The following is a 23720-nucleotide window of genomic DNA, read 5'->3' on the forward strand; positions in this document are numbered from 1 at the left end:
GCACCCGGACTACTACAACGTGTCGTGCTCACTCGAAGCGGAACCAGCGGGCGGCGAGGAGGCCGGCGACGGTGCCCCAGACCAGCAGGACCACGACACCCAGCCAGTCGACACCGCCGCCGAGTGCGTGTTCCAGGGCGACCGCCAGGGCACCCGAGGGCACCAGCCGCACGAGAGTGTGCACGATCTCGGGCAACTCCTCGGAGGCGAACACCACGCTGGCGATACCCAGCATGACGAACCAGAGGATATTGGCCAGCGCGAGCACGACCTCGGCCTTCAGCGTGCCGCCCAGCAGCAGCCCCATCGCCGCGAAGGTGGCGGTGCCCAGCGCGATCAGCAGCGCGCCCAGCGCGAGCCCGGCGGGACTCGGCCGCCAGCCCAGCGCGACCCCGATCAGTCCGAGCAGCACTGCCTGCAGGATCACCACCAGCAGAACCGCGCCGCTCTTCCCGGCGACGATGCCCCAGCGTGGCAGGGGAGTGGCGCCCAGTCGCTTGAGCGCGCCGTAGCGCCGGTCGAATCCGACCGCGATCGCCTGACCGGTGAACGCGGTCGACATGACGGCCACCATCATCACGGCCGGCACGATCTTGTCGATCTTGTCCGGGCCCATATCGCCGAACGGCAGCAGCGCCAGCCCGATGAGCAGGGTGATCGGGATGAACATGGTGAGCAGCAACTGCTCGCCGTTGCGCAGCAGCAGCACCAGATCGAGACGCGTCTGCGCGAACAACATGGCGGCCCGCCCGGCCGGCCGCGGGCCGGGAGCGAAGGTTCCGGGTTCGAACCGATTCGCCGAAACGTCCGGCTTGGTCACAAGACCTCCTTCGGAGCCACCGGAAGTGGTGCGCGCGGGCCGGTCTCGCGGAATCGCGTCATGGGCGCAGATCCCGTCCGGTGAGTTCCAGGAAAACATCCTCGAGCCGGCGCTGATCGATGCGGATATCGGTGGCCAGCACGTTCACCCGCGCACACCACGCCGTCACGGTGGCCAGCACCTGCGGGTTGATCTCACCCTCCACCAGATAGGAGCCGGGGCTGGTCTCGGTGGGCGCGAAGCCTTCGGGGAGCGCCCGCTGCAACAGTTCCAGATCCAGGCGCGGTGGCGCGGCGAAACGCAACTGACCGGCCGCACCGTGCGCGGTCACCTCCGCGGGCGTGCCCGAGGCGACGACGCGTCCGTGGTCGATGATCACCAGCTGATCGGCGAGTTCCTCGGCCTCGTCCATCAGATGGGTGGTCAGCAGCACGCTCACCCCGTCGCGGCGCAGGGCATCGATCAACTCCCACACCAGGATCCGGGCCTGGGCGTCCATCCCCGCGGTCGGTTCGTCGAGGAAGACGATCTCCGGCCGGCCCACCAGCGCGCACGCCAGCGACAGCCGCTGCTGCTGGCCACCGGAGAGCCGGCGGTACGGGGTGCGCCGGCTGTCGGCGAGCCCCAGCACATCCAGCAACCAGTCGGGGTCCAGCGGATTCGCCGAATACGAGGCGACCAGGTCGAGCATCTCCCCGGCGCGGGCCCCGGGGTACGCGCCGCCGCCCTGCAGCATCACCCCGATCCGCGGTCGTAGCCGTTCGGAATCGGCGAGCGGATCCAGGCCGAGTACCCGGACGGTCCCGGCGTCGGGGCGCACGAAGCCTTCGCACATCTCCACCGTGGTGGTCTTGCCGGCCCCGTTCGGACCGAGCAGGGCGAATACCTGCGCCGGTTCGACGGTGAAACCGATACCGTCCACCGCGACGGTTTCGCCGTATTTTTTGGCGACGTGGTCCACCTGGACGGCGGGTACACGGGAAGCGGTCACGAGGTCACACCGTATGCCCCGGCCGGCTGTGACGGGGCCGACACCCCCTCCGGCGCCCGCCACGGCAAGGCGTTACGGGTGACCACGATGAACAGCACGGACACGATCACGGTGGCGACCGCGGACCCCACGATCTGGAACACCTCGAGATCGGCACCCCGCGGCATGAGGATCACACTGACCACCGCGGAGATCCCGATGGCCGGAATCCGGAACACCGGCCGGGTCGCCCAGGCGGCCATGGGCACGATCGCCCACAGCAGGTACCACGGCTGGACCACCGGGAACAGCAGCACGATCGCGCCGAGCGACACCCCGAGCGCGCCCACCGGATGAATACGGCCGGTCCAGGTCGCGATGAGCATGCGCACGGTGATGAAACCGGCCACCACCGCGGCGATCGGGCGGGTGATGCTCAACAGTGCGGTGGTGTGATCGCCCAGGCCGAGCAGGACGCCACCGAAACCGGTGACGATTCCCAGCGCCGTCGGCAGCGACATCCAGCTGCGCACCGCACTGGCCGTGTTCAGGGTGTTCAGCCAGCCGAATCCGAGCCCGCTGGCGGTACTGATCACCAGGGTCGTCACCGCCGCGACCACACCGAGCAGTGCCGCGGCCGCGAGTACCGGCCGTATCCCCGGCCCCCAGCGTCGCGCCAGCGCCATCCCGGCGAATCCCAGCGCGATGATCGAGGTGACCTTGACCGACGAGGACAGGCTGATGGTGACCGCCCCGCCGATGAGCAGCCCCCAGCCGCGCGCGTCCAGCAGCGGCGGCCCCGCGTCACCGGGCAGTCCGTGGATCGCGCGCAACATGAACTCCAGCCCGGCCAGCATCAGGCCGAGCATCAGCGCGTCGTTGTGCACGCCGCCGACCAGATGGAACAGCACCAGCGGATTGGCGACCCCCAGCCACAGGGCGCTCACCGGCGCGACCCCGCAGCGCATCGACAGCCGCGGCAGCGCCCAGACGATCAGCGCGACGCCCACCAGGGCCAGCAGCCTGTGCACCCACACCCCGGCCAGGATGTTGTCACCGGTGATCCCGGCGATACCGTGCCCGATCCACAGGAACAGCGGCCCGTACGGCGCCGGGGTCTCGCGCCAGATGTTCGGCACGTTGTTGGTGAGCACATTGTCGATCCCCAGCCCCGCGACGGGTCCCTCCAGATAGGGATCTATACCGCGCGCCGCGATCTCGCTCTGCGCGAGATAGGAGTACACATCGTTGCTGAACATGGGCGGTGCGACACAGAGCGGGATGATCCACAGCAGCAGCGTGCGGTCCAGCTGACGCCGGGTGAGCCGGTGCCGCGGCGATCCGCCGAAGCCGCCCACCGCGAACCGGCCGAGCAGCAGCCAGGCGAGCACCACGGTGACCGTCCCGACCATGCACATGGCCAGTGAACCGGTGTGGGCCCGCGCGAAGATACCCAGCACCCGCATCCCCGAGGTGGGGTTCTGATGCACCGGCTGGGCGCCGATACCGAGCGCGCTGATCGCCATCAGGACGGTCCCGGTGGCGCCCAGCAACCGGATCCGGTCCAGTTGCCGGCGCTCGCGCCGATCGAGACCCGGCACCTCGGATTCGTCGCTGTGCAGTACCGCGATGGTGTGATCCGGGGCCGGCACATCCAGCCCGAGCGCACGCCGCACCAGTTTCCGTGCCCGCTGCGCGCGCGACGCCGCCGATGCGCCCGGGGCGCCTGTCTGTCCTGCCACGGCCATCGACACTAGTTCGCCGGAGTCGCCCGCGGACCCCGGCCCGCGGCACATCGGGTACCGCGTCGCCGCACCGGGCCCGCGGGACTGCCGTCGAGTCCCGGCCCGTCCCGTGGACGGCGGGTCGAGGCATTGTCCAGCTACCGCCTACCCGGCGTAGCGACTCCGGTATTCTCCCGGCGGCAACGGGCAGCGCAGGGTGCCCGAGCCGGTCCGTGCCCGCGGGCCGTGCTCCCGGCGGTGGGCCGTGACCGCCACTGCGCAGCCGGGCAGCAAACACCTGCGGCGCCGAGCCGCCGGTCGAATGCCGGTCCGGTGGAGTGAAGCAGATCACTCGATGAATCGGTGGGAGCCGAGGTGAGCGGTACTTTCTCGGTGGAGCAGGGGATTTCCGTTCTTCACCGCAACGTGCGGGTCGGTCACGACCCCCCTGGTCAGGGCACCCTTATTAGATTTCGGGAACGAATTCCGCCACACTGATGTTGTGAAAACTGTGGGTTTGCCGAATGTGGACGAAAGGGCTGGTCAGCGTGCCGGTACCGGGTCCGTCGGCGTGCCCGGAACCGAGGGGCACACACGCGCCGCGATCGTCCGTCTGCTGCTGGAGGAAGGGCCCATCACCGCGACTGCCATCGGCCGGACCCTGGGCCTGGCGCCGGCGGGGGTACGCCGGCATCTGGACGCACTGATCGAGTCGGGTCAGGCGCGGGCGGGCCGCTCGGCGCCCTGGCAGCAGAAGGGCCGCGGCCGCCCGGCCAAGCAGTACCAGCTCACGGCCGCCGGGCGGGGCACGCTCGGGCACGCCTACGACGATCTGGCCGGTGCGGCCATCCGGCAGCTGCGGGAGATCGGTGGCGAAGCCGCGGTCACCGAATTCGCGCGCAAACGGGCGCGCACACTGGTCGACGGTATCGAGGCATTGCCCGCGGAACCGGCAGATGGCGCCGATCGCAACGGCACCGCGGCGAAAGCCGAGGAGATCGCCACCGCCCTCACGGACGCGGGTTTCGCCGCGAGTACCCGCCGGGTGGGCGCGGGCGTGCAGATCTGCCAGCACCACTGCCCGGTTTCCCATGTCGCCGAGGAGTTCCCGGAGCTGTGCGAGGCCGAACTCGATGCGTTCCGGGAGGTCCTCGGAACCCATGTGCAGCGGCTGGCCACCATCGCCAACGGTGACTGTGCCTGCACCACCCACGTACCGCTGACGGTCCTGCCCACCCCCACCACGGTCCGCCCCGACAACGCTTCACCATCAGCCGTTGCACAGCCCGCAACGGACGCAACGAACGACTCCGGAAGGAGTGCCGAATGACGACCACCACCGACCAGGTGCCACCGCTCACCCAGGAGGAGGCCATTGCCTCACTGGGTAAGTACGGCTACGGCTGGGCCGACTCGGACGTGGCGGGCGCCAGCGCGCAGCGGGGTCTGTCCGAAGAGGTCGTTCGCGATATCTCGGACAAGAAGAGCGAGCCGTCGTGGATGCTGGAGAACCGGCTCAAGGCGCTGCGCATCTTCGACCGCAAGCCGATGCCGAACTGGGGTTCCAACCTCGACGGAATCGACTTCGACAACATCAAATACTTCGTGCGCTCGACCGAGAAGCAGGCCGAGAGCTGGGAAGACCTGCCCGAGGACATCCGCAACACCTACGACAAGCTGGGTATCCCGGAGGCGGAGAAGCAGCGGCTGGTCTCGGGCGTCGCCGCACAGTACGAGAGCGAAGTCGTCTACCACCAGATCCGCGAGGATCTGGAACAGCAGGGCGTGATCTTCCTCGACACCGATACGGCGCTGAAGGAGCATCCGGAGATCTTCCGCGAGTACTTCGGCACCGTCATCCCGGCCGGTGACAACAAGTTCTCCGCGCTGAACACCGCGGTGTGGTCGGGTGGTTCGTTCATCTACGTCCCGCCGGGTGTGCACGTCGATATTCCGCTGCAGGCCTATTTCCGGATCAACACCGAGAACATGGGCCAGTTCGAGCGCACGCTGATCATCGTCGACGAGGACGCCTACGTGCACTACGTCGAGGGCTGCACCGCGCCGATCTACAAATCGGATTCGCTGCATTCGGCCGTGGTCGAGATCATCGTGAAGAAGGGTGGCCGCTGCCGCTACACCACCATCCAGAACTGGTCGAACAACGTCTACAACCTGGTCACCAAGCGGGCCAAGGCCGAGGCGGGCGCGACCATGGAGTGGATCGACGGCAATATCGGCTCCAAGGTCACCATGAAGTACCCGGCCGTGTGGATGACCGGTGAGCACGCCAAGGGCGAGGTGCTCTCGGTGGCGTTCGCCGGCGAGGGCCAGCATCAGGACACCGGCGCCAAGATGGTGCACCTGGCTCCGCACACCTCCTCGACCATCGTCTCCAAGTCGGTGGCGCGCGGCGGCGGCCGGGCCTCCTACCGCGGCCTGGTCCAGGTGAACAAGGGCGCGCACGGCTCGAAGTCGACCGTGAAATGCGATGCGCTGCTGGTCGATACGATCAGCCGCTCCGATACCTACCCGTACGTCGATATCCGTGAGGACGACGTGACGATGGGTCACGAGGCGACGGTGTCGAAGGTATCGGAAGACCAGCTGTTCTACCTGATGAGCCGCGGGATGACCGAGGACGAGGCGATGGCGATGGTCGTGCGCGGCTTCGTCGAGCCGATCGCCAAGGAACTTCCGATGGAGTACGCGCTCGAGCTCAATCGCCTGATCGAACTGCAGATGGAAGGAGCCGTCGGCTGATGGCAGTGGAGAACGTTGCCGAGGCCGCCGAGGCTCGCACACCGGCGATCAACAAGGGCGAGGTGTTCACGTCCTTCGATGTGAACGCCTTCGAGATCCCGTCCGGTAAGGACGAGGCCTGGCGGTTCACCCCGCTGCGCCGGCTGCGCGGTCTGCACAACGGCACCGCCACCGCGGATGGACAGGCCGGTGTCGAGGTGACCGACGTCCCGGGCGTGACCGTCGAGACCGTGGGTCGCGACGACGCCCGGCTGGGCGAGGGCGGCACCCCGGCGGATCGGGTCGCGGCCCAGGCGTACTCCGGGTTCGAGCAGGCCACGATTGTTTCGGTGGGCAAGGAGACCGAGGTCGCCGAGCCCGTCGTCGTGCGGATCACCGGCCCCGGCGAAGGAAAGACGGCCTACGGGCATCTGCAGGTGCGGCTGGCCGAATTCGCCGTCGCGACGGTCGTCATCGACCAGCGCGGCAGCGGAACCTACGCCGAGAACATCGAATTCGTCCTCGGGGACAGCGCCAAACTCACCGTCGTCGCGGTGCAGGACTGGGCCGACGATGTCGTGCACGCCACCGCCCACTACGCCAACCTGGGCCGCGACGCGGTCCTGCGGCATACCGCTGTCACGCTGGGTGGCGATCTGGTGCGGCTCACCGGCACCGTCCGTTACGCCGGACCGGGCGGCGACGCCGAACTGCTCGGCCTCTACTTCGCCGACGCCGGCCAGCACTTCGAACAGCGCCTGCTGGTCGATCACGCCGTCCCGCACTGCAAGTCGAACGTGCTGTACAAGGGCGCGCTGCAAGGCGATCCGGAGTCGCGCAAGGGCGACGCCCGTACGGTCTGGGTCGGTGATGTGCTGATCCGCGCCGCCGCCGAGGGCACCGACACCTTCGAGATCAACCGCAATCTCGTGCTCACCGACGGGGCACGCGCCGATTCGGTGCCGAACCTGGAAATCGAAACCGGTGAGATCGTCGGCGCCGGGCACGCCTCGGCGACCGGCCGGTTCGACGACGAACAGCTCTTCTATCTCCGGGCACGCGGTATCCCCGAGGACGCCGCACGTCGTCTCGTGGTGCGCGGTTTCTTCCACGAGATCATCCAGAAAATCGGGGTACCCGAAGTCGCCGAGCGGCTGGAGGCGGCCATCGAGGCCGAACTCGCCGCGATCGGCGTCTGACCGACCACCCAGCCACAGCCACCGAAGGAATTCAGCAACCCATGACCACCCTGGAAATCAAGGACCTGCACGCCGAGGTCGCCACCCCGGACGGGGACACCGTCAAGATCCTCAAAGGTGTGAACCTCACCGTGAAATCCGGTGAGACCCACGCCATCATGGGGCCGAACGGCTCGGGGAAGTCGACCCTGTCCTACGCCATCGCGGGACATCCCAAGTACACCGTCACCAGCGGCTCGATCACCCTCGACGGTGAGGACGTGCTGGAGATGTCGGTGGACGAGCGGGCGCGCGCCGGCCTGTTCCTGGCGATGCAGTACCCCGTCGAGGTTCCCGGGGTCTCCATGTCCAACTTCCTGCGGACCGCCGCCACCGCCGTGCGCGGCGAGGCGCCGAAGCTGCGCCACTGGGTCAAGGAGGTGAAGGAGTCGATGAACGAACTCGATATCGACTCCGCCTTCGCCGAACGCAGTGTGAACGAGGGCTTCTCCGGTGGCGAGAAGAAGCGGCACGAAATCCTGCAGCTGGGCCTGCTGAAGCCGAAGATCGCCATCCTCGACGAAACCGACTCCGGCCTGGATGTGGACGCGCTGCGCATCGTCTCCGAGGGCGTCAACCGCTACAAGGAGCGGGAGAACGGCGGAGTCCTGCTGATCACCCACTACACCCGCATCCTGCGTTATATCCAGCCGCAGTTCGTGCACGTCTTCGTGGGCGGCCGCATCGTCGCCGAGGGCGGCGCGGAACTCGCCGAAGAACTGGACGCCAACGGCTACGTGAAGTTCACTCAGACCGCCACCGCCGGAGCGTGATATGACAGCGACCCTCCCCGCTTTCGACGTCGCCCGGATCCGGGCCGACTTCCCGATCCTGAACCGTACGGTCCGGGACGGGAAGCCGCTGGTGTACCTGGATTCCGGTGCCACCTCGCAGCGGCCGCTGGCGGTGCTGGACGCCGAACGCGCGTTTCTGCTCGAAAGCAATTCGGCGGTGCACCGCGGTGCGCACCAGTTGTCCGAGGAGGCCACCGACGCCTACGAGGACGCGCGCGCCGAGATCGCCGGATTCGTGGGGGCCGACGCCGACGAGATCGTATTCACCAAGAACGCCACCGAATCGCTGAACCTGGTGACGTACTCGTTCGCCGACGAACGGTTCCCGCACCACGTGGGGCCCGGCGACGAGATCGTGATCACCGAACTCGAACACCACGCGAACCTGGTTCCCTGGCAGGAACTGGCCCGCCGGACCGGTGCGACGCTGCGATGGTACGGAGTCACCGAGGACGGCCGGATCGATCTGTCGTCGCTGGAACTCTCGCCGGCCACCAAGGTTGTCGCCTTCTCGCACCAGTCCAATGTCACCGGCGCGGTGGCGCCCGTCGCGGAACTGGTCCGCCGGGCCCGGGCTGTCGGTGCACTGGTGGTGCTGGACGCCTGCCAGTCGGTACCGCACGCACCGGTCGACTTCCATGCCCTGGATGTGGACTTCGCCGCGTTCTCCGGGCACAAGATGCTCGGACCGTCGGGTGTGGGTGTGCTGTACGGCAAACGGGACCTGCTCACGGTGACCCCGCCGTTCATCACCGGCGGTTCCATGATCGAAACGGTCACCATGGAGGCGACCACCTACGCGCCGCCGCCGCAGCGGTTCGAGGCCGGGGTGCCGATGACCTCCCAGGTGATCGGGCTCGGTGCCGCAGTGCGGTACCTGCGGAATATCGGAATGGACGCCGTGGCCGCGCACGAGCACACGCTCGTCGACGCGGCGCTGGAGGGTCTGGGCGGTATACCCGGTATCCGGATTGTCGGGCCGACCGAGAACGTCGACCGCGGTGGCGCGGTGGCCTTCCTCGCCGACGGGATCCACGCGCACGATCTGGGCCAGATCCTGGACGACGAGGGCGTGGCCATCCGGGTCGGGCACCACTGCGCGTGGCCGCTGCACCGGCGGTTCGGGATCGCCGCGACCGCTCGTGCCTCCTTCGCGCTGTACAACACCGTGGACGAGGTCGAGAAACTGGTCGCCGCGGTGCGGAAGGCCCAGAGCTTCTTCGGGGTTGCCTAGATCATGCGTATGGAGCAGATGTACCAGGAAGTGATCCTGGATCACTACAAGCATCCGCACAATCGCGGGTTGCGCGAGCCGTACGGCGCCGAGGTACACCATGTGAACCCGACGTGCGGCGACGAGGTGACCCTGCGGGTGCAACTCGGCGACAACGGGGACGTCGCCGATGTGTCCTATGACGGACAGGGCTGTTCGATCAGCCAGGCGTCGGTATCGGTGCTCACCGATCAGGTGATCGGGCTGCCCCTCATCGAGGCCCTGGGTGTTGTCGATTCGTTCAACGAGATGATCGGCAGCCGCGGTACCGTCGAGGGCGACGAGGACGTCATCGGCGACGGGATCGCCTTCGCCGGTGTCGCCAAATATCCGGCCCGCGTGAAATGCGCACTGCTGGGCTGGATGGCGTTCAAGGACGCGGTGCTCCGGATCGACGGGGCGGCCGAAGCCGCTGCCGCCGGGGTGGCCGAAGCCGCCGCCCCGGGCACCGCCACGCCGGATACCGACCGAGTACGGAACGGGGAAACACCATGACCGATACCTCCGCCACCGAATCCGCCACGGATTCCGCCCCCGCCGAGGTCGAACTGTCGGCCGAGGAAATCGCGCAGCTCGCCGATCTCGAAGAGGCCATGCGCGATGTGGTCGATCCCGAACTCGGTATCAATGTCGTGGATCTGGGCCTGGTGTACGGGATGCGGGTCGAGGAGAGCACCGCGGTGCTCGATATGACCCTCACCTCGGCGGCCTGCCCGCTCACCGATGTCATCGAGGACCAGTCGCGTAATGCCCTGGTGCGCAGCGGCCTGGTCGACGATCTGAAGATCAACTGGGTCTGGATGCCGCCGTGGGGTCCGGACAAGATCACCGAGGACGGCCGGGAACAGTTGCGGGCGCTGGGTTTCACGGTCTAGCACCCGGGCTCCGGGCAAGAACCACATACGTATTTCGGGCGGCGACCATCGGTCGCCGCCCGAAATCGGTCTATACCCGAATTGGTCCGGATTCGCATCTCGTAGCGGGCGACTGGTACGGACCGATGTCCGTTCTCTGCGTGTCGGTCACATTTCCCGGGTGTTAATGGGGGTGCGCCGGCGGGTGGCCGCTATTTCCGCGTCGCCGAGTTGCTCCCGGGCACGCCGATTGCGGGCTCGCGATTAATGTTTTCCGCCGGGCGGTCCCGGCCGCGGCGACATTCGAACCCACTCAAATATCACTTTTTCCCTGTTGATCGCCAATCGCCGACCGATCGGTCCGATTCGCTGCTCCACCGCTGGTGATAGAGGGCGGTGTCGCCCTGTGGGATGCGGCACGCCCGGCTCCGGGTGTCCGGTCCGCCGGCAATCGCCCCCGTGATCTTTACCGGCGCAATACGTTTCCGCATTCGGCGAGGTCGCGGCATTATCACGGATCGGTGACAATCGATTATCGACCGTTATTGAGAGAGTTCACGACAATGCTGCTACTGTGAGCGAGTCGTCGGGTTCCGGGCCATCGGGAGATGTGTTCCGATGGTCAAGCGCACGGCCGAATGACTTGTCCCTTAGTTACTTTCGAGTAGCCGAAAGTGTCTAAGGGATATGTCACCGGACCGGAACCGCCGGTGCCCGGCGCAGACCTCATCCGGCCAGGGGCGAACATGGTCGGCGTCGCGAGGAAGGCGAGACGAAGCGCCGTGGCATGCCACGGCACCACGTGGCGCGCCTCGAGCCCCGTCAACGACGAGAAAGCTGATGAATCTGAATACCGCCGTGCTGCTTCCCTGGATCCTCGCCGCCCTACTGGTGCTCGGCGTGGCGTGGTACGCCGTCCGGGCCGTCCGCGAACAACAGAAGCGACTCGCTGTGCTGGAACGCGAAATCGCCGTTCGCGAGGACGCGCTCGAACATCTGGCCGCCAGTACGCTACCCGCGTTGTCGGAGTCCGTGCGCCGGTTCGAACAGCCCGCCGTCGGGCCCGAAGTGCCACCGGGACTCGAGAACTCGCGCTTCGCGCAGTGCCTGCGCTGGATCATCGACCGGGCCTCCGAAGATCTGCGCACCGTGCAGAGCGAGACCCGCGAAACCGTCACCTGCGAAACCGAAGAACAGACCCGCGCCGCGGTGGCCGCGGCCGAGCAGGCCGTGCGCACCGAGGCGGAGTCGGGCCGGGAACGCTCGGAAAACCTTGCGCGCGAAGCGACCAGCGCCGCGGTGCGGTCGTTCGGCACCTCCGTGGTGAGCCTCGGCGCCGACGTCAGCCAGGTGGTCAGCGCCGCGTTGCGTGAACACCGCGACGACCGGGTCTACGAAACCCTCATCCGGATCGACCACACCGTGCAGCAGATGATCCGCCAGGCGCAGTCCTACGTGATCGTCTGCGGTGGCCTGCCCGGCCGCCGCTGGCCGGCGCAGTCCCTCACCGATGTGGTGGGCGGCGCGACGGGTCGTGTGCGCGACTATCTGCGCGTGCGGCCCGCCCAGCTCGATCGTGTGGTCATCAGCCGCGCGGTGGAACCGCTGGTGCACACCCTGGCCTCGCTCATCGACAACGCGCTGCGCTATTCGCCGCCCACCTCGTTCGTCGACGTCACCTTCCAGGAAGGCCATCACGGCGTCACCGTGATCGTCGACGACGCGGGCGTGCGGATGAACGCCGAGCAGATGGAAGAGGCCCGCCAGGTGCTGGCCAACGAACGCTCCGTCGATATCCACCAGCTGGGCCCGGCCCCCAAGGTCGGTTTCCCCGGCATCGCCGCCCTCGCTCGCCGCTACGGGTTCACCGTCTACATCGACGGTCCGAACGCCTACGGTGGTATGCGCGCCATGGTCTACATTCCGGAGGCACTGCTGGTCGCTCCCAAGGCCGATAACGACAACGACGCCCTGCCCAACGGCTCCTCCGCGCCGCGGGAGCTGGCGGCGGTACCGGGCGGCCAGGCCTCCTCGGTATCCAGCGGCACCGGTAACGCATTGGCCGGCAACACATTGTCGTCCGCCGCCCCGGCGCATGCGGCCACCGATACCGGCGCCCACACCGCGGTCACGGCATCGGCCGACGCCCCCGCCACCGGCGAGTGGGCCCGGGCGGGCGAGTCCGCGGAGGACGCCGATAACGAGCAGCGTACGACCGTCCACGACATCACCAGCGGTGGTCTGCCCAGACGACGGCGCCGTGCCGCGGCCGTCCCTGCGGACATCAACGATCGCCTGTCCGGGCAACCGAGGACCGAACCGGGGCAGGCTCGCCCCGATATCGCCGCCGCCTGGCAGAGCGGCTCCAAGAGCGGCCGAGCCGCCGCATCCGAACACACCGAAGGGATGACATCCTGATGGGTTCACCGAGGACAGTGGTATCCGACAGCACCAACAAACTGGGCTGGTTACTGGACGATCTCGAGGTTCCCGGCGTCCGATTCGCCGTTCTGCTCTCCGAGGACGGGCTGCGTATCGCGCATTCGGCCGGTATCGCCAAAGACGATGCCGAACGGTTCGCGGCCGCGGCCTCGGGACTGCGCTCACTCGGCAAGGCGCTGGGGGAGTTCTGCGGTAGTACCGGAAACGATGTGCGGCAGAACATGACCGAGTACGACCAGGGCATGATCATGATCACCGCCGCGGGCGAGGGTGCGCTGCTGGGGGTGGCGACCATGACCGATATCGATGTGGGTCTCATCGCGCACCGGATGAACGAGCTGGCCGGGCGGGTGGGCCATGAGCTCGGGAGTGAGCCCCGCAGAAACGCACACGGCGGCGATCTGCAATGAGCCGGTCGCGGCGTGACCCAGACCTGGTCCGTGCCTATGTGCGGACCGGCGGGCGCTCGCGTCCGACCCGTGAGCTGGGTCTGGTGACGTTGGTCGTCGCCGTATCGGACCCGGCGCCGGGCGCCACTCCGGACGCGCGCCGGGTGGTCGATGTATGCGCTCGCGGTGCCCTGTCGATCGCGGAGGTCGCCGCGTATCTCGACCTGCCGCCCTCGGTGGTGACCATCGTCGTCTCCGACCTACTGGACAGCGGACACCTGAATATCCCGACCCCGGCGGAGATCATGCCGGAGATTGCCCTGCTCGAGGAGGTACTCAATGGGCTCCGTGCTCTCCCGGCCTGATCGGTCCGCGGATTACGGTCGCGCGGTCGACTATGTGGCGGAGACGGTGACCCGCTCGGTGAAATTGCTGGTGGCCGGTAATTTCGGCGTTGGCAAAACCACCTTCGTGAGCAGTGTTTCGGAGATCAAGCCACTGCGCACCGAGGAGACCATCACCGAGGCCAGCGTCGGTATCGACGATCTGGGCGGGCTGGGGTCGAAAACGACGACGACGGTCGCCATGGACTTCGGCCGCATCACCCTCAATCCCGAGCTGGCGCTGTACCTCTTCGGCACGCCGGGGCAGCAGCGGTTCATCCCGCTGTGGGAGGAGCTGGCCAAGGGCGCCCTGGGCGCCCTGGTGCTGGTCGACACCCGGCGTATCGAAAAGGCCGACGAGGTGCTCGCCACGCTCGAGGAGCGCGGTGTGCCCTATGCGGTCGGGGTGAACGAGTTCGAGGGATCGAATCGTTATCCGCTGTCGGAGATCCGGGAAGCTCTCGATCTGACTGCCGACACTCCGCTCGTCGCGCTCGACGCCCGAGACCGGCGTACCTGCTTGCAGGGCCTGATCACGCTCGTCGAATATCTGTTCCATCGATTGGAGTCTCGTCTTTGACCACGCAGTACTCTCCGGTTCCGCAGCAGCAACCTCCGTTCACCGGATGCCCGGTGATCCACGGAGAACCCACCGGAGGCGTGGGCCCACGATTCAGTCTCTACGCGGCGGAATTCGCCGACGATCCGCATCGCGCCTATGCCGCGATGCGGAGCCGGTACGGCTCGCTGGTCCCCATCGACCTGGCCCCGGACGTGCCGGCCACCCTGGTGATCGGTTACGACGCGGCCGTGCGAATCCTCAACGATCCGGACCGCTTTCCGGCGGATCCGCGCAGCTGGCAGGGCAGTATCCCGCCCGATTCGCCGGTCAAGCCGATGATGGAGTGGTATCCGAACGCGTTGCGCAACAGCGGTGAACTGCATCAGCGCTACCGGCAGGCCTACGTGCACGCGATCGACGGTATCGATCTGCACGAGCTGCATCAGACGGTGGAACGGATCGCGGTCCCGCTGATCAACTCGTTCAGCGAATCCGGGAAAGCCGATCTCGTCACCGGCTACGCCTTCCCGCTGGTTTTCGAGGTGCTCAACCGGATGGTCGGGTGCACACCGGAACTGGGTGAGCGGGTGGCCAACGGGATGGCCGCTCTCTTCGACACCGTCAACGCCGAATGGGGTATGCAACACCTCAGCGAGGCGCTGATGGAGCTGATCTTCCAGAAGCGCTCCGATCCCGGCAACGATGTCACTTCACGTCTGGTGCATCATCCCGCGAAACTCGACGACGAAGAGTTGCTGTCCAATCTGATCAGCTTCTACGGCGCCGGGGTGGAACCGCAGCAGAACCTGATCAACAACACCCTGCTGCTGATGATGACCGACGACCGGTTCGGCGGCAGCATGCTCGGTGGCAGCCTCTCCACCCGGGACGCGCTGGACGAGGTGCTGTTCAACGACCCGCCGATGGCGAACTTCTGCACCACCTACCCGCGGCAGCCGATTCTTGTGGAGAACACCTGGCTGCCGGCCCATCAGCCGGTGGTGATCAGTTTGGCGGCGTGTAACAACGATCCGGCCATCCGGGGCGGCGACCATACCGGCAACCGGTCCCACCTGGCCTGGAGTATCGGACCGCACAGCTGCCCGGCGCAGTCGCCGGCACTCGTCGTGGTCCAGGGCGCGATCGACCTGCTGCTCGATGCGCTTCCGGAGCTGGAGCTGGCGGTGCCGCCGGAGGAACTGACCTGGCGGCCGGGACCGTTCCACCGGGCCTTGGCCGCGTTGCCGGTCGTCTTCCCGCCCGCACCCCCACTGAACACTGTGTAAGGAGAACGTTCGTTGGAACGCGAAGCCCTCGTCCTGGATATGGCCGGAGCCGATGTCGTCGGCGAATCGGCCAGATTGCGGGCCCAGGGCCCCGCGGCGCTGATCGAGCTGCCCGGTGGCGTACCCGCCTGGGCGGTCACCGATGCCGCGGTGCTGAAGAGTTTGCTGGCCGACCCCCGGGTATCGAAGGACCCGCGGCAGCATTGGACGGCGTTCGTCAACGGTGAGATCACCGAGGATTGGCCGCTGCTGCCGTGGCTCGCGGTGGAGAACATGTTCACCGCCTACGGTGCCGACCATCGGCGGCTGCGCAAACTGGTCTCGCCGGCGTTCACCCATCGGCGCACCGCTGCCCTGCGCCCCCGCGTCGAGGCGTTGGTCGCCGAACTCCTCGACAGCCTGGCCGCCGTACCCGCCGGCGAGGTGGTCGATCTGCGCGAGCGCTACGCCTACCCGGTGCCGATCCAGGTGATCACCGAACTGCTCGGGGTCCCGGATTCGCTCGGCCCGGGCCTGCGGGTCTGTGTCGACCGGTATTTCGATACCACCATCGGGCAGGAAGAGGCGCAGGCCAACTACGTCGAAATGTACGGGCTGGTCACCGAACTCGTCACCTACCGGCAGGCGAATCCCGGCGACGACATCACCAGCGTGATGATCACCAACCGGGACGAGGACGGTTCGCAGCTCACCCAGAACCAGATCGTCGATACGCTGATGCTGGTGATCAATGCCGGTCACGAGACCACGGTCAATCTGCTGGATCAGGCCATCGTCGCCCTGCTGACCCACCCCGAGCAGCGCGCCGCGGCCCTGGCCGGGCAGGTGAGCTGGCCGGATGTGGTGGAGGAGACGCTGCGCTACCAGGCCCCGGTCGCACATCTGCCGCTGCGCTTCGCCGTGGAGGATATCGAGATCGCCGGGCTGCGTATCGGTAAAGGTGAAGCCATCCTCGCGTCGTACGCGGCGGCCAGTCGCGATCCGAAAGTGCACGGCGAGACCAACGATGTCTTCGACCCGAGCCGTGCTGTCAAGGACCACATCGCTTTCGGTCACGGGGCGCATCACTGCATCGGTGCGCCGCTGGCCCGGATGGAAGGCGAACTCGCACTGCCCGCGCTGTTCCAGCGGTTCCCGCGGCTGCGGCTGGCCGTGGCTCCGAGCGAGCTGAAACCCGTGGTGAGCTTTGTTTCCAACGGCCATCAGGAATTGCCTGTGTATCTTTCCTGAGGCCGGTAGCGTACACAGATCGGATACCCACAACTTCATGCTGATGGCTCGTCGCGGACGCCGCTGAACGGGATGTACGGATCGGCGGATATGTCTGCATCACCGCACTATTCGCCGATTCTCACGGACCTCGGAGTGTGACGTCTTGACCACAGCGAAATCTGATCAGTTCTACGCCGTCGAGGGCGCACCGCTGATCCACGGGTCCCCCGTGGATACCACCGGCCCGCGAATCCCCCTCTACACCGCGGAATTCGCGGCCGATCCGCACCGGATCTACCGGGAGATGCGCGGCCGGTTCGGTTCGCTGGCGCCGGTGGAACTCGCGCCGGGAGTCCCGGCCACTCTGGTGATCGGCTATCAGACCGCGGTGCGGATCCTGCACGATCCGGAGCATTTCCCGGCCGACCCGCGGGTCTGGCAGCGCGGTATCCCGGCGGACTGCCCGGTACTGCCGATGATGGAATACCGCCCGAACCCGCTACGCACCGTGGGGCACGACCGCACCCGGTATCGCGCGGCCGCCGTGGCGGCGATCAGTGGTGTCGATATGCACGAAATGCACGCCGTCATCGAGAAGATCTCGGTCTCGCTGATCAACTCGTTCTGTGCCGACGGCTACTGCGATGTGGTGGGGCAGTACGCGTCGCCGCTCATCTTCGCGATCCTCAATACGATGCTCGGCTGCCCACCGGAGCTGGGGCATCGGGCCGCGCAGGGACTCGCCGCCATGTTCGATACCGTGGACGCGGCCGAGGGCAATATCGCCCAGGCCGACGCCCTGCTCGAACTGGCCCGGCTCAAACGGGGCCGACCCGGCGACGACATCACCAGCCGGCTGGTGCAGCATCCGGTGCATCTCAGCGACGAGGAGACCCGGCAGCAACTGGCACTGCTGTACGGCGCGGGCACCGAGCCACCGCAGAACCTCATCGCGAATACGCTGCTGCTGATGCTCACCGACGAACGGTTCGCGGCAACGGTTCTCGACGGCAGCCTGTCCACCCGCGACGCTCTGGACGAGGTGCTGTTCAACGATCCGCCGCTGGCGAACTACTGCGTCAGTTATCCGCGCCAGCCCATGCTGATCGACGGTATCTGGTTGCCGGCGCATCAGCCGGTGATGATCAGCATGGCCGCCTGCAACAACGATCCCGCGATCAATACCGGCGGTCTGTCCCACAACCGGTCGCATCTGGCGTTCAGTATCGGCCCGCACAGCTGTCCGGCCCGTTCGCTCGCGCTGCTGATCGTGCAGGACGCCATCGATCAACTGCTGGACGCGATCCCGGAAATGCGGCTCGCCGTACCTCGTACGGAACTGCACTGGCGTCCGGGCCCCTTCCACCGGGCGCTGGTCTCGCTGCCGGTCACCTTTCCGGCGAGTCCGCCGATTCCTACCGGCGCGCGCTGAAACCGTCGCACGAGGATCGGGACACAGCCGGCCGCCGGCGTACCTCGACGGGCAAGGGATCCGCCGGCCGGGACAGCGCGGTCATCGACCGCGGCGGTACTTCGCGGACCGCTCGGCGCTCAGTTGGTTTCGAGGTCGCGGCGGCGGAAGCCGAACCCACCCGCCGCGCAGAGCAGAACGGCCACCACCAGCGTGATCAGGACCGGCGCCGGCTCGAACGACTGCGCCGGTACCAGCGGGATGTTGTCGAACGGGGAGAGGCTCATCAGCCAGCCGGGAAATTTCAGGGTCGCGCCGAACATCAGCACCACCACGCAGAAGGCCATCGCCAGCCAGGCCGCGGCGGTGAACTGCGGCGCGAACCCGAACAGGAACAGTGTGATCCCGCCCAGCACCCACACCGCCGGGAGATAGGTCAGCGCCGCGCCCGTCAAGGTGACCGCCTGGGAGAGGTCATCGGCCAGGATGCCGTAGGTGAGGCCCATCCCGAAACCACTGAGCGCGACCACGACCACCGACCCGGCCAGCATGATCACCGCGTGCCCGGCCAGCCAGCGCAGGCGGGACAGTTCCGTGGACAGCAGTGGTTCGGCATGCCCGGCCGCTTCCTCCGCGCGCGGGCGCAATCCGGCGGAGATCGTGTACGCCGCGGCGATGATCGCCAGAATGGCCACGGCCATGGCGTAGAAGGCGTCGACCATACTGCCCATGTTCTGGCCGAGTACCTGGTTCAGATCGATCTCGCCCAGCAGATCGTCGACGTCGTCGCCGATCGTGCCGAAGGCGAGGCCGCCGAGGAACATTCCCAGCGACCAGCCGATCAGCCCGCCCCGCTGCAGCCGCCAGGCCAGCCCGAAGGTGCCGTACAGGGATTCGGGCGCGCGGGCCGGTCCGGGCCGCGGCGGGATCAACCCGGCCCCGAAGTCCCGCCGGTCCAGGACCTGCGCGGCCAGTACACCGATGCCGAGTGCGACCACCACCGACAGCAACGCCGGCCACCAGATCTCGCCGTCGTACGGCCGCATCGCCTGTCCCCAGCCCAGCGGCGAGAACCAGGACAGGACGCCGTTGCCGACATCTCCGACCGCGCGCAGCAGATAGGACACGGCCAGGGCCGTGCCGGTGATCGCGTACACGGCCCGGGTGCTGGAGCTGAGCTGCGCGGCCAGCAGGGCGATCGCACCGAATACCCAACCCGCGCAGGTGGCGCCGATACCGAGCGCGACCGAGCCCGCCGTAGGAAGTCCGTAGCCGATCAGACTGAGCGCGATCGCCGCACCGAGCACGATATTCGCGGCCACTGTCACCGTCGCCGCCGCGGCCGGCGGGGCGTAGCGGCCCACCACACCGGACCGGATCAGTTCGTCGCGGCCGGATTCTTCGTTCGACCGGGTATGGCGGCCGATGAGAAACATACTCATCAGCCCGGCCACCAGCATGCCGAACGCACTGGACTGGAACGCGACCTGCCCCTCCACGGTGTTCAGGACCCGCGGTGGCCCGGCCATCGCGATCATGGCGGCATTCCCGGCCATACTCTCGGCGAGGGCGTCCAGTTCGGCTTGTTGCGGGTAGGCGGCATCCAACGCGACCGCCTGGGACCAGTAGATCAGGGTGCCGCCCACGATCCAGGCCACCAGCGGCCACCGTTCGCGGCGCAACGCGAACCGGGTGAGGACACCGGTTCCGGTGAATGTGCCCGCCGGGCGCGATTTCTCCCGGGTGATCACGATTCCGGCACCCCCGCCGCCGCGAGTTCGTCCCCGTAGTGGCGCAGAAACAGCTCCTCCAGGGTCGGGGGCTGGCTGGTCAGCGTCCGGATACCGAACGGGATGAGATGTTCCATCGCCGCGCCCAGATCGGCGGTATCGACCTGGAACCGGATCCGGGTGCCGTCGGCGATCAGATCGTGGACTCCGCGCAGTTCGTCCAAACCGGTGGCCGGGCGCTGGGTTTCGACGTCGACGGAGGTCCGGGTGAGGTGCCGCAGTTCGGCCAGCGTGCCCGATTCGACCGCGCGGCCGTGCCGGATGATCGTCACCCGGTCGCACAGGGCCTCGACCTGGGCCAGGATATGACTGGAGAGCAGCACGGTACGCCCGGCCCGGCGCATCTCCTCCACGCATTCCTGGAACACCGCCTCCATCAGCGGGTCCAGGCCGGAGGTGGGCTCGTCGAGCAACAGTAGTTCCACATCCGAGGCCAAGGCCGCGACCAATGCGACCTTCTGCCGGTTGCCCTTCGAGTAGGTGCGGCCCTTCTTCGTCGGATCCAGATCGAATCGTTCGAGCAGATCGTCGCGTCTGCGCTCGTCCAGGCCGCCGCGTAGCCGGCCGAGCAGATCGATCACCTCGCCGCCGGTGAGGTTGGGCCACAGGTTCACATCGCCGGGGACATAGGCCAGCCGGCGGTGGAGTTCGGCGGCCTGGGACCACGGGTCGCCGTCGAGGATTCGCGCCGATCCGCCGTCGGCGCGCAGCAGCCCCAGCAGGACTCGGATCGTGGTGGATTTCCCGGCGCCGTTGGGGCCGAGGAATCCGTGCACCTCACCCGGGGAGACCTGCAGATCGAGACCGTCCAGGGCGCGCGTGCGGCCGAATGTCTTCACCAGACCCGAGATATCGATCGCGGCAGTCATGGGCCCACAGTATTCCGGTCCGGGTGGGTTGCGCGGTTTTTCCCGCGCCGCGGCAGGGCCCCGCGGGCTCAGCCGGCCCGGTGCAGCTCGAGGAAATCGCCGACCGGGCGGCGCGGGGTCGGGGGTTGCGCGGCGGAGGTGGGCGCCGTGCCGACCCGGATCACCACCTGCGGCCGGCCGGATTCGTGCACCAGGTTCGCGATTGCGCGGCGGCTCACCGGCACCTCGGTGATATGGGTCAGCGGGCAGGTGGACAGGCCGGCGGCGGTGCATTCGAGCAGGACCGCCGACAGCGCTTCACCGGTCCGCAACCAGTCCAGGGGGCTATCGGTGGCCGACCCGATCACCAGCAGCCGGGACGAGTCGGTGAGCTCGCCGCGGCGCAGCGACGGTGGCGCGGCCGGAAATGCCCGGCCCACACCGACCTGGGCCAGTTCGGCCGCCGAGACCAGCGCGGAGATCGGCACACCGTCGGCGGGGGAATCGTTACCGGCCCACCAGTGCAGCTCGTTGAGGTACTGGGGATCGTATTCGCGCAGGGCCGCGGATTGTGCCGAGGCCGCGGCCAGGCGCAATCGGGCGGAATCGTCCAGCACGTCCAAGGCGACCGAATACGTATCGGCCACCGTGCGGACTACTGGTTCCACCCGCTCCCAGTCCCGGGGCGGCAGCATCGGCAGCCGGTCGGTGTAGCGGCGGTCGATGGCCTCGGCGCGTGCCCGGGTGGTGTCGGTGACCTCGTGTGCGGGGGCGAACTCTATTTCGGCGAGGTGATCGGCGGCGGTATCGGGCCGCCGGGTCACCTCGGTCGACCAACCGGCCGCCGCGAACGCGGTGCGGATATGGTCGAGCAGGGCGCCGCAGCTGATGAGCAACTGCCGGCCCTGTGGATCCGCCGAGGACAGCCGCCGCGAGGTATCGCGGTACAGCTGCAGCCGATGACCGTCGAAAACCACCCGCCAGGGTTGGGTGTTGTGCACCGAGGGTGCGCGGCGGGCGAGGGAGAGAGCAGCCTGAACGGTCGGATGGTCGGGGACACGGGCGGAGCCGATTGCGTCCATCTTCCGAGTCTGCCGCCTACCGGTCCGGCCGACCAGCCCGTGCGCTCGATCCGGACCGAATCGTGGTGTTCAGGGCATGGGGCCGATACCGGTGATCAAGGTACGGTCACCGATTCGCATCGTCGTGACCAGTTGCGGGTTGTAGCCCAGCGGCGCGGCGCCGGGCCGGTGTTCGGTGATGGCCACCGTGTACTGGCCGACGAAAGCCCCCGGCGTCACCCGGATGCAATGCGTGGTGCCGGGCGGGATGGAGTCGATACCGCGCTGGATATCGGCGACGGGCGGGACCGGGGCGTCCGGCGCCACCAGGGCCCGGGCCTGTTCCCCGGACCGGGCCACGTAGTAGGCGTACTGGAAACCGAAGATGACATCCGGCCCGGAACCGGTGCCGCCGGGCCCGTTGCCCTGCACGGTGTTGCCGGTGCGCTCGGCGGGGCACTGCGGGTCGGCCACCGGAACGCCCGGCGCCGGTGCGCCGAACATCCCCGGTTCGGTGGGCGCGGGGCCGGTGGCCGGCTCGTCGGCGCCGACCACCGCGAATTGCACGTAGGCGGCGGCCGCCAGCGCCACCACGCCCGCGACGCCCAGCAGTACCGGGAACAGGCCGGCCCGGCCCCGGGTCGAGGTGGGCGCGGCGGTAGGCGGCGAAGCACCCTCACGGGGCGCGAGCCGCGCCCGCAGTCGTTGACGTGCGGTGGAGGGCTCGGTGCCGGCCGCGCCGGAATCCGGCGGGCCGGCCACCGGATCACCACCGATGTCGTCGTACCCACCGGATGCGTGCTCCGCCGCGGCGGGGACGGTGTCGGCCGGTTCCACCACCGCCGGATCCGGGAAATCGCCGAGCCTGGGCGGATACCCTTCGGAGGACGTCATCCATTCGACCCAGTCGCCCTCGTAGCGGGCATCCGGGCCGGGACCGGTCGCGCCCGGTGGTGGTCGATCCATGGCGCGGCCCCCTTCGATCGCTCTGTGCTCGCTGCCCACTGTTCTAGTGGATCGGCGGGCACACCGCAGCATCGGGGCCGCGACGGCTCACCAGTGGACGGTCACCGGATCGCCGATACCGACGTTCTCGTAGTACCAGGCGGCATCGGCGGGCGCCAGATTGATACAGCCGTGGCTGACGTTGGCGTTACCCTGCGCATCCACCGACCAGGGCGCGGAATGGACGAAGACACCGCCCCAGGTGAGGCGTTCGGCCCATTCACCGTCGATGAGATAACCCTCCGGCGAATCGAGCGGGATCCCGATCGTGCGCGAATCGAAGATGATGTTGCGGAACTTCTCCAGCACCGGATACGTGCCGGTTGGGGTCTCGTATCCGGGTTTACCCATGGAAGCGGGCATGGTCCGCACCACCTGACCGCCGATGCTGACGGTGAAGGTGTGGGTGGACATGTTCGCGTCGGCGACCACTCCGCCGTTGGTCTGGAACTGGGTGTGCCGATCGGCGAAGTTCACCGTCACGGCGGTGTTCGCCGGGAGGAATCCGGTGGGCGTCCAGGTGAGTTCCCGGTCGCCCCGCCAGGAATAGGTGCCGGGCAGCGGCTGTCCGGCGGTGACCGACAGCGACTGTTCGGCGCGGGCCCGATCGGTGATCGGCGCCGAGAACCGGACGGTAACCGGATGGGCGATCCCCACGACGGCGCCGTCGGCGGGAGCGACCGATTCGACCGCGGCGGCGGGGGGTGCGTCGGCGGTCATGGCGTTCGCCCCGGCGGGGACGACGACCAGCGACAGTACGATCGCGAGAGCCAGAAAAAGGTGCCGGGCAACAGTATTCATGGTTCCACCCCTTACGGAGGACTGGTGGACAGAGGTCCATCCTAAGGGGTCATGATCAACTGAACCAGCCAGGATATCGTCCCGGCACCTGTTCGCGATGTAGACACACCGGGGG

General features: G+C 67.9%; 22 protein-coding genes. 14 read left to right on the top strand and 8 right to left on the bottom strand.

The genetic code is table 11. The features are described 5' to 3' along the window. Positions 1-28: 28 nt before the first annotated feature. Genes ACQEVO_RS07000 through mptB form a run of 3 tightly spaced genes read right to left on the bottom strand, consistent with a single transcriptional unit; the run spans position 29 to position 3469 of the window. The gene (locus tag ACQEVO_RS07000) at positions 29-820 is read right to left on the bottom strand and encodes an ABC transporter permease (protein ID WP_432910045.1); all 792 of its coding nucleotides are present in this window, start codon (positions 818-820) and stop codon (positions 29-31) included. Positions 821-878: 58 nt separating this feature from the next. Further along, positions 879-1811, bottom strand: coding sequence for an ABC transporter ATP-binding protein (locus ACQEVO_RS07005; protein ID WP_432910047.1), 933 nt, complete (start codon positions 1809-1811; stop codon positions 879-881). After that, positions 1808-3469 carry a polyprenol phosphomannose-dependent alpha 1,6 mannosyltransferase MptB gene (gene mptB, locus ACQEVO_RS07010; protein WP_432922435.1) on the bottom strand — a complete coding sequence of 554 codons (1662 nt, stop codon included), beginning with the start codon at positions 3467-3469 and terminating at the stop codon, positions 1808-1810. The genes ACQEVO_RS07005 and mptB overlap by 4 nt, the downstream gene beginning before the upstream one ends. A 493-nt stretch (positions 3470-3962) precedes the next feature. On the opposite strand from mptB, the gene ACQEVO_RS07015 reads away from it, so the two are divergent. The 14 genes from ACQEVO_RS07015 to ACQEVO_RS07080 all read left to right on the top strand — a co-directional run bounded on the left by ACQEVO_RS07015 (position 3963) and on the right by ACQEVO_RS07080 (position 18121). After that, positions 3963-4844, top strand: a complete 882-nt coding sequence (locus tag ACQEVO_RS07015) for a helix-turn-helix transcriptional regulator (RefSeq protein ID WP_432922438.1) — start codon at positions 3963-3965, stop codon at positions 4842-4844. After that, the gene (gene sufB / locus ACQEVO_RS07020) at positions 4841-6277 is read left to right on the top strand and encodes a Fe-S cluster assembly protein SufB (RefSeq protein WP_432910050.1); all 1437 of its coding nucleotides are present in this window, start codon (positions 4841-4843) and stop codon (positions 6275-6277) included. Before ACQEVO_RS07015 ends, sufB begins: the two co-directional genes overlap by 4 nt. Then, positions 6277-7455, top strand: coding sequence for a Fe-S cluster assembly protein SufD (sufD, locus tag ACQEVO_RS07025; protein WP_432910052.1), 1179 nt, complete (start codon positions 6277-6279; stop codon positions 7453-7455). Before sufB ends, sufD begins: the two co-directional genes overlap by 1 nt. A 41-nt stretch (positions 7456-7496) precedes the next feature. After that, the gene (gene sufC / locus ACQEVO_RS07030; RefSeq protein ID WP_432910055.1) at positions 7497-8267 is read left to right on the top strand and encodes a Fe-S cluster assembly ATPase SufC; all 771 of its coding nucleotides are present in this window, start codon (positions 7497-7499) and stop codon (positions 8265-8267) included. 1 nt (position 8268) lies between these two features. Beyond that, positions 8269-9522, top strand: coding sequence for a cysteine desulfurase (locus tag ACQEVO_RS07035; protein ID WP_432910057.1), 1254 nt, complete (start codon positions 8269-8271; stop codon positions 9520-9522). A 3-nt stretch (positions 9523-9525) separates the two neighbouring features. After that, positions 9526-10056, top strand: coding sequence for a Fe-S cluster assembly sulfur transfer protein SufU (gene sufU, locus ACQEVO_RS07040; protein WP_432910060.1), 531 nt, complete (start codon positions 9526-9528; stop codon positions 10054-10056). After that, positions 10053-10436, top strand: coding sequence for a metal-sulfur cluster assembly factor (locus tag ACQEVO_RS07045; protein ID WP_432910063.1), 384 nt, complete (start codon positions 10053-10055; stop codon positions 10434-10436). The genes sufU and ACQEVO_RS07045 overlap by 4 nt, the downstream gene beginning before the upstream one ends. A gap of 819 nt (positions 10437-11255) precedes the next feature. Continuing rightward, a complete protein-coding gene (locus ACQEVO_RS07050) occupies positions 11256-12833 on the top strand; it encodes a sensor histidine kinase (protein ID WP_432910066.1) in 1578 nt (525 codons plus the stop codon). Then, complete coding sequence (locus ACQEVO_RS07055; RefSeq protein ID WP_195054392.1) at positions 12833-13267, top strand: roadblock/LC7 domain-containing protein; 435 nt, start codon at positions 12833-12835, stop codon at positions 13265-13267. The genes ACQEVO_RS07050 and ACQEVO_RS07055 overlap by 1 nt, the downstream gene beginning before the upstream one ends. After that, positions 13264-13611, top strand: a complete 348-nt coding sequence (locus tag ACQEVO_RS07060; protein ID WP_033241677.1) for a DUF742 domain-containing protein — start codon at positions 13264-13266, stop codon at positions 13609-13611. Before ACQEVO_RS07055 ends, ACQEVO_RS07060 begins: the two co-directional genes overlap by 4 nt. After that, positions 13586-14209 (top strand): GTP-binding protein, encoded by a 624-nt coding sequence (locus tag ACQEVO_RS07065; protein WP_432910069.1) that lies wholly within the window; start codon positions 13586-13588, stop codon positions 14207-14209. The genes ACQEVO_RS07060 and ACQEVO_RS07065 overlap by 26 nt, the downstream gene beginning before the upstream one ends. Next, positions 14206-15477: a cytochrome P450 gene (locus ACQEVO_RS07070; RefSeq protein ID WP_432910072.1), complete on the top strand. Its 1272-nt coding sequence runs from the start codon at positions 14206-14208 to the stop codon at positions 15475-15477. Before ACQEVO_RS07065 ends, ACQEVO_RS07070 begins: the two co-directional genes overlap by 4 nt. A gap of 12 nt (positions 15478-15489) precedes the next feature. Beyond that, a complete protein-coding gene (locus ACQEVO_RS07075; protein WP_432910075.1) occupies positions 15490-16707 on the top strand; it encodes a cytochrome P450 family protein in 1218 nt (405 codons plus the stop codon). A 145-nt stretch (positions 16708-16852) separates the two neighbouring features. Then, positions 16853-18121 carry a cytochrome P450 gene (locus ACQEVO_RS07080; RefSeq protein WP_432910078.1) on the top strand — a complete coding sequence of 423 codons (1269 nt, stop codon included), beginning with the start codon at positions 16853-16855 and terminating at the stop codon, positions 18119-18121. Between the two features lie 119 nt (positions 18122-18240). Here the strand turns inward: ACQEVO_RS07080 and ACQEVO_RS07085 are convergent, their stop codons facing one another. The 5 genes from ACQEVO_RS07085 to ACQEVO_RS07105 form a co-directional block, all read right to left on the bottom strand. Beyond that, positions 18241-19851 carry an ABC transporter permease gene (locus ACQEVO_RS07085; RefSeq protein WP_432910080.1) on the bottom strand — a complete coding sequence of 537 codons (1611 nt, stop codon included), beginning with the start codon at positions 19849-19851 and terminating at the stop codon, positions 18241-18243. Continuing rightward, complete coding sequence (locus ACQEVO_RS07090; RefSeq protein ID WP_432910082.1) at positions 19848-20759, bottom strand: ATP-binding cassette domain-containing protein; 912 nt, start codon at positions 20757-20759, stop codon at positions 19848-19850. Before ACQEVO_RS07090 ends, ACQEVO_RS07085 begins: the two co-directional genes overlap by 4 nt. A gap of 68 nt (positions 20760-20827) precedes the next feature. Beyond that, positions 20828-21820, bottom strand: coding sequence for an Acg family FMN-binding oxidoreductase (locus ACQEVO_RS07095; RefSeq protein ID WP_432910084.1), 993 nt, complete (start codon positions 21818-21820; stop codon positions 20828-20830). Positions 21821-21889: 69 nt separating this feature from the next. Beyond that, complete coding sequence (locus ACQEVO_RS07100) at positions 21890-22765, bottom strand: hypothetical protein (protein WP_432910086.1); 876 nt, start codon at positions 22763-22765, stop codon at positions 21890-21892. 87 nt (positions 22766-22852) lie between these two features. Next, positions 22853-23605, bottom strand: a complete 753-nt coding sequence (locus ACQEVO_RS07105) for a L,D-transpeptidase (RefSeq protein WP_432910089.1) — start codon at positions 23603-23605, stop codon at positions 22853-22855. Positions 23606-23720: the final 115 nt, after the last annotated feature.

Source organism: Nocardia sp. CA-290969 (genome assembly GCF_050936135.1).
Taxonomy (GTDB): domain Bacteria; phylum Actinomycetota; class Actinomycetes; order Mycobacteriales; family Mycobacteriaceae; genus Nocardia.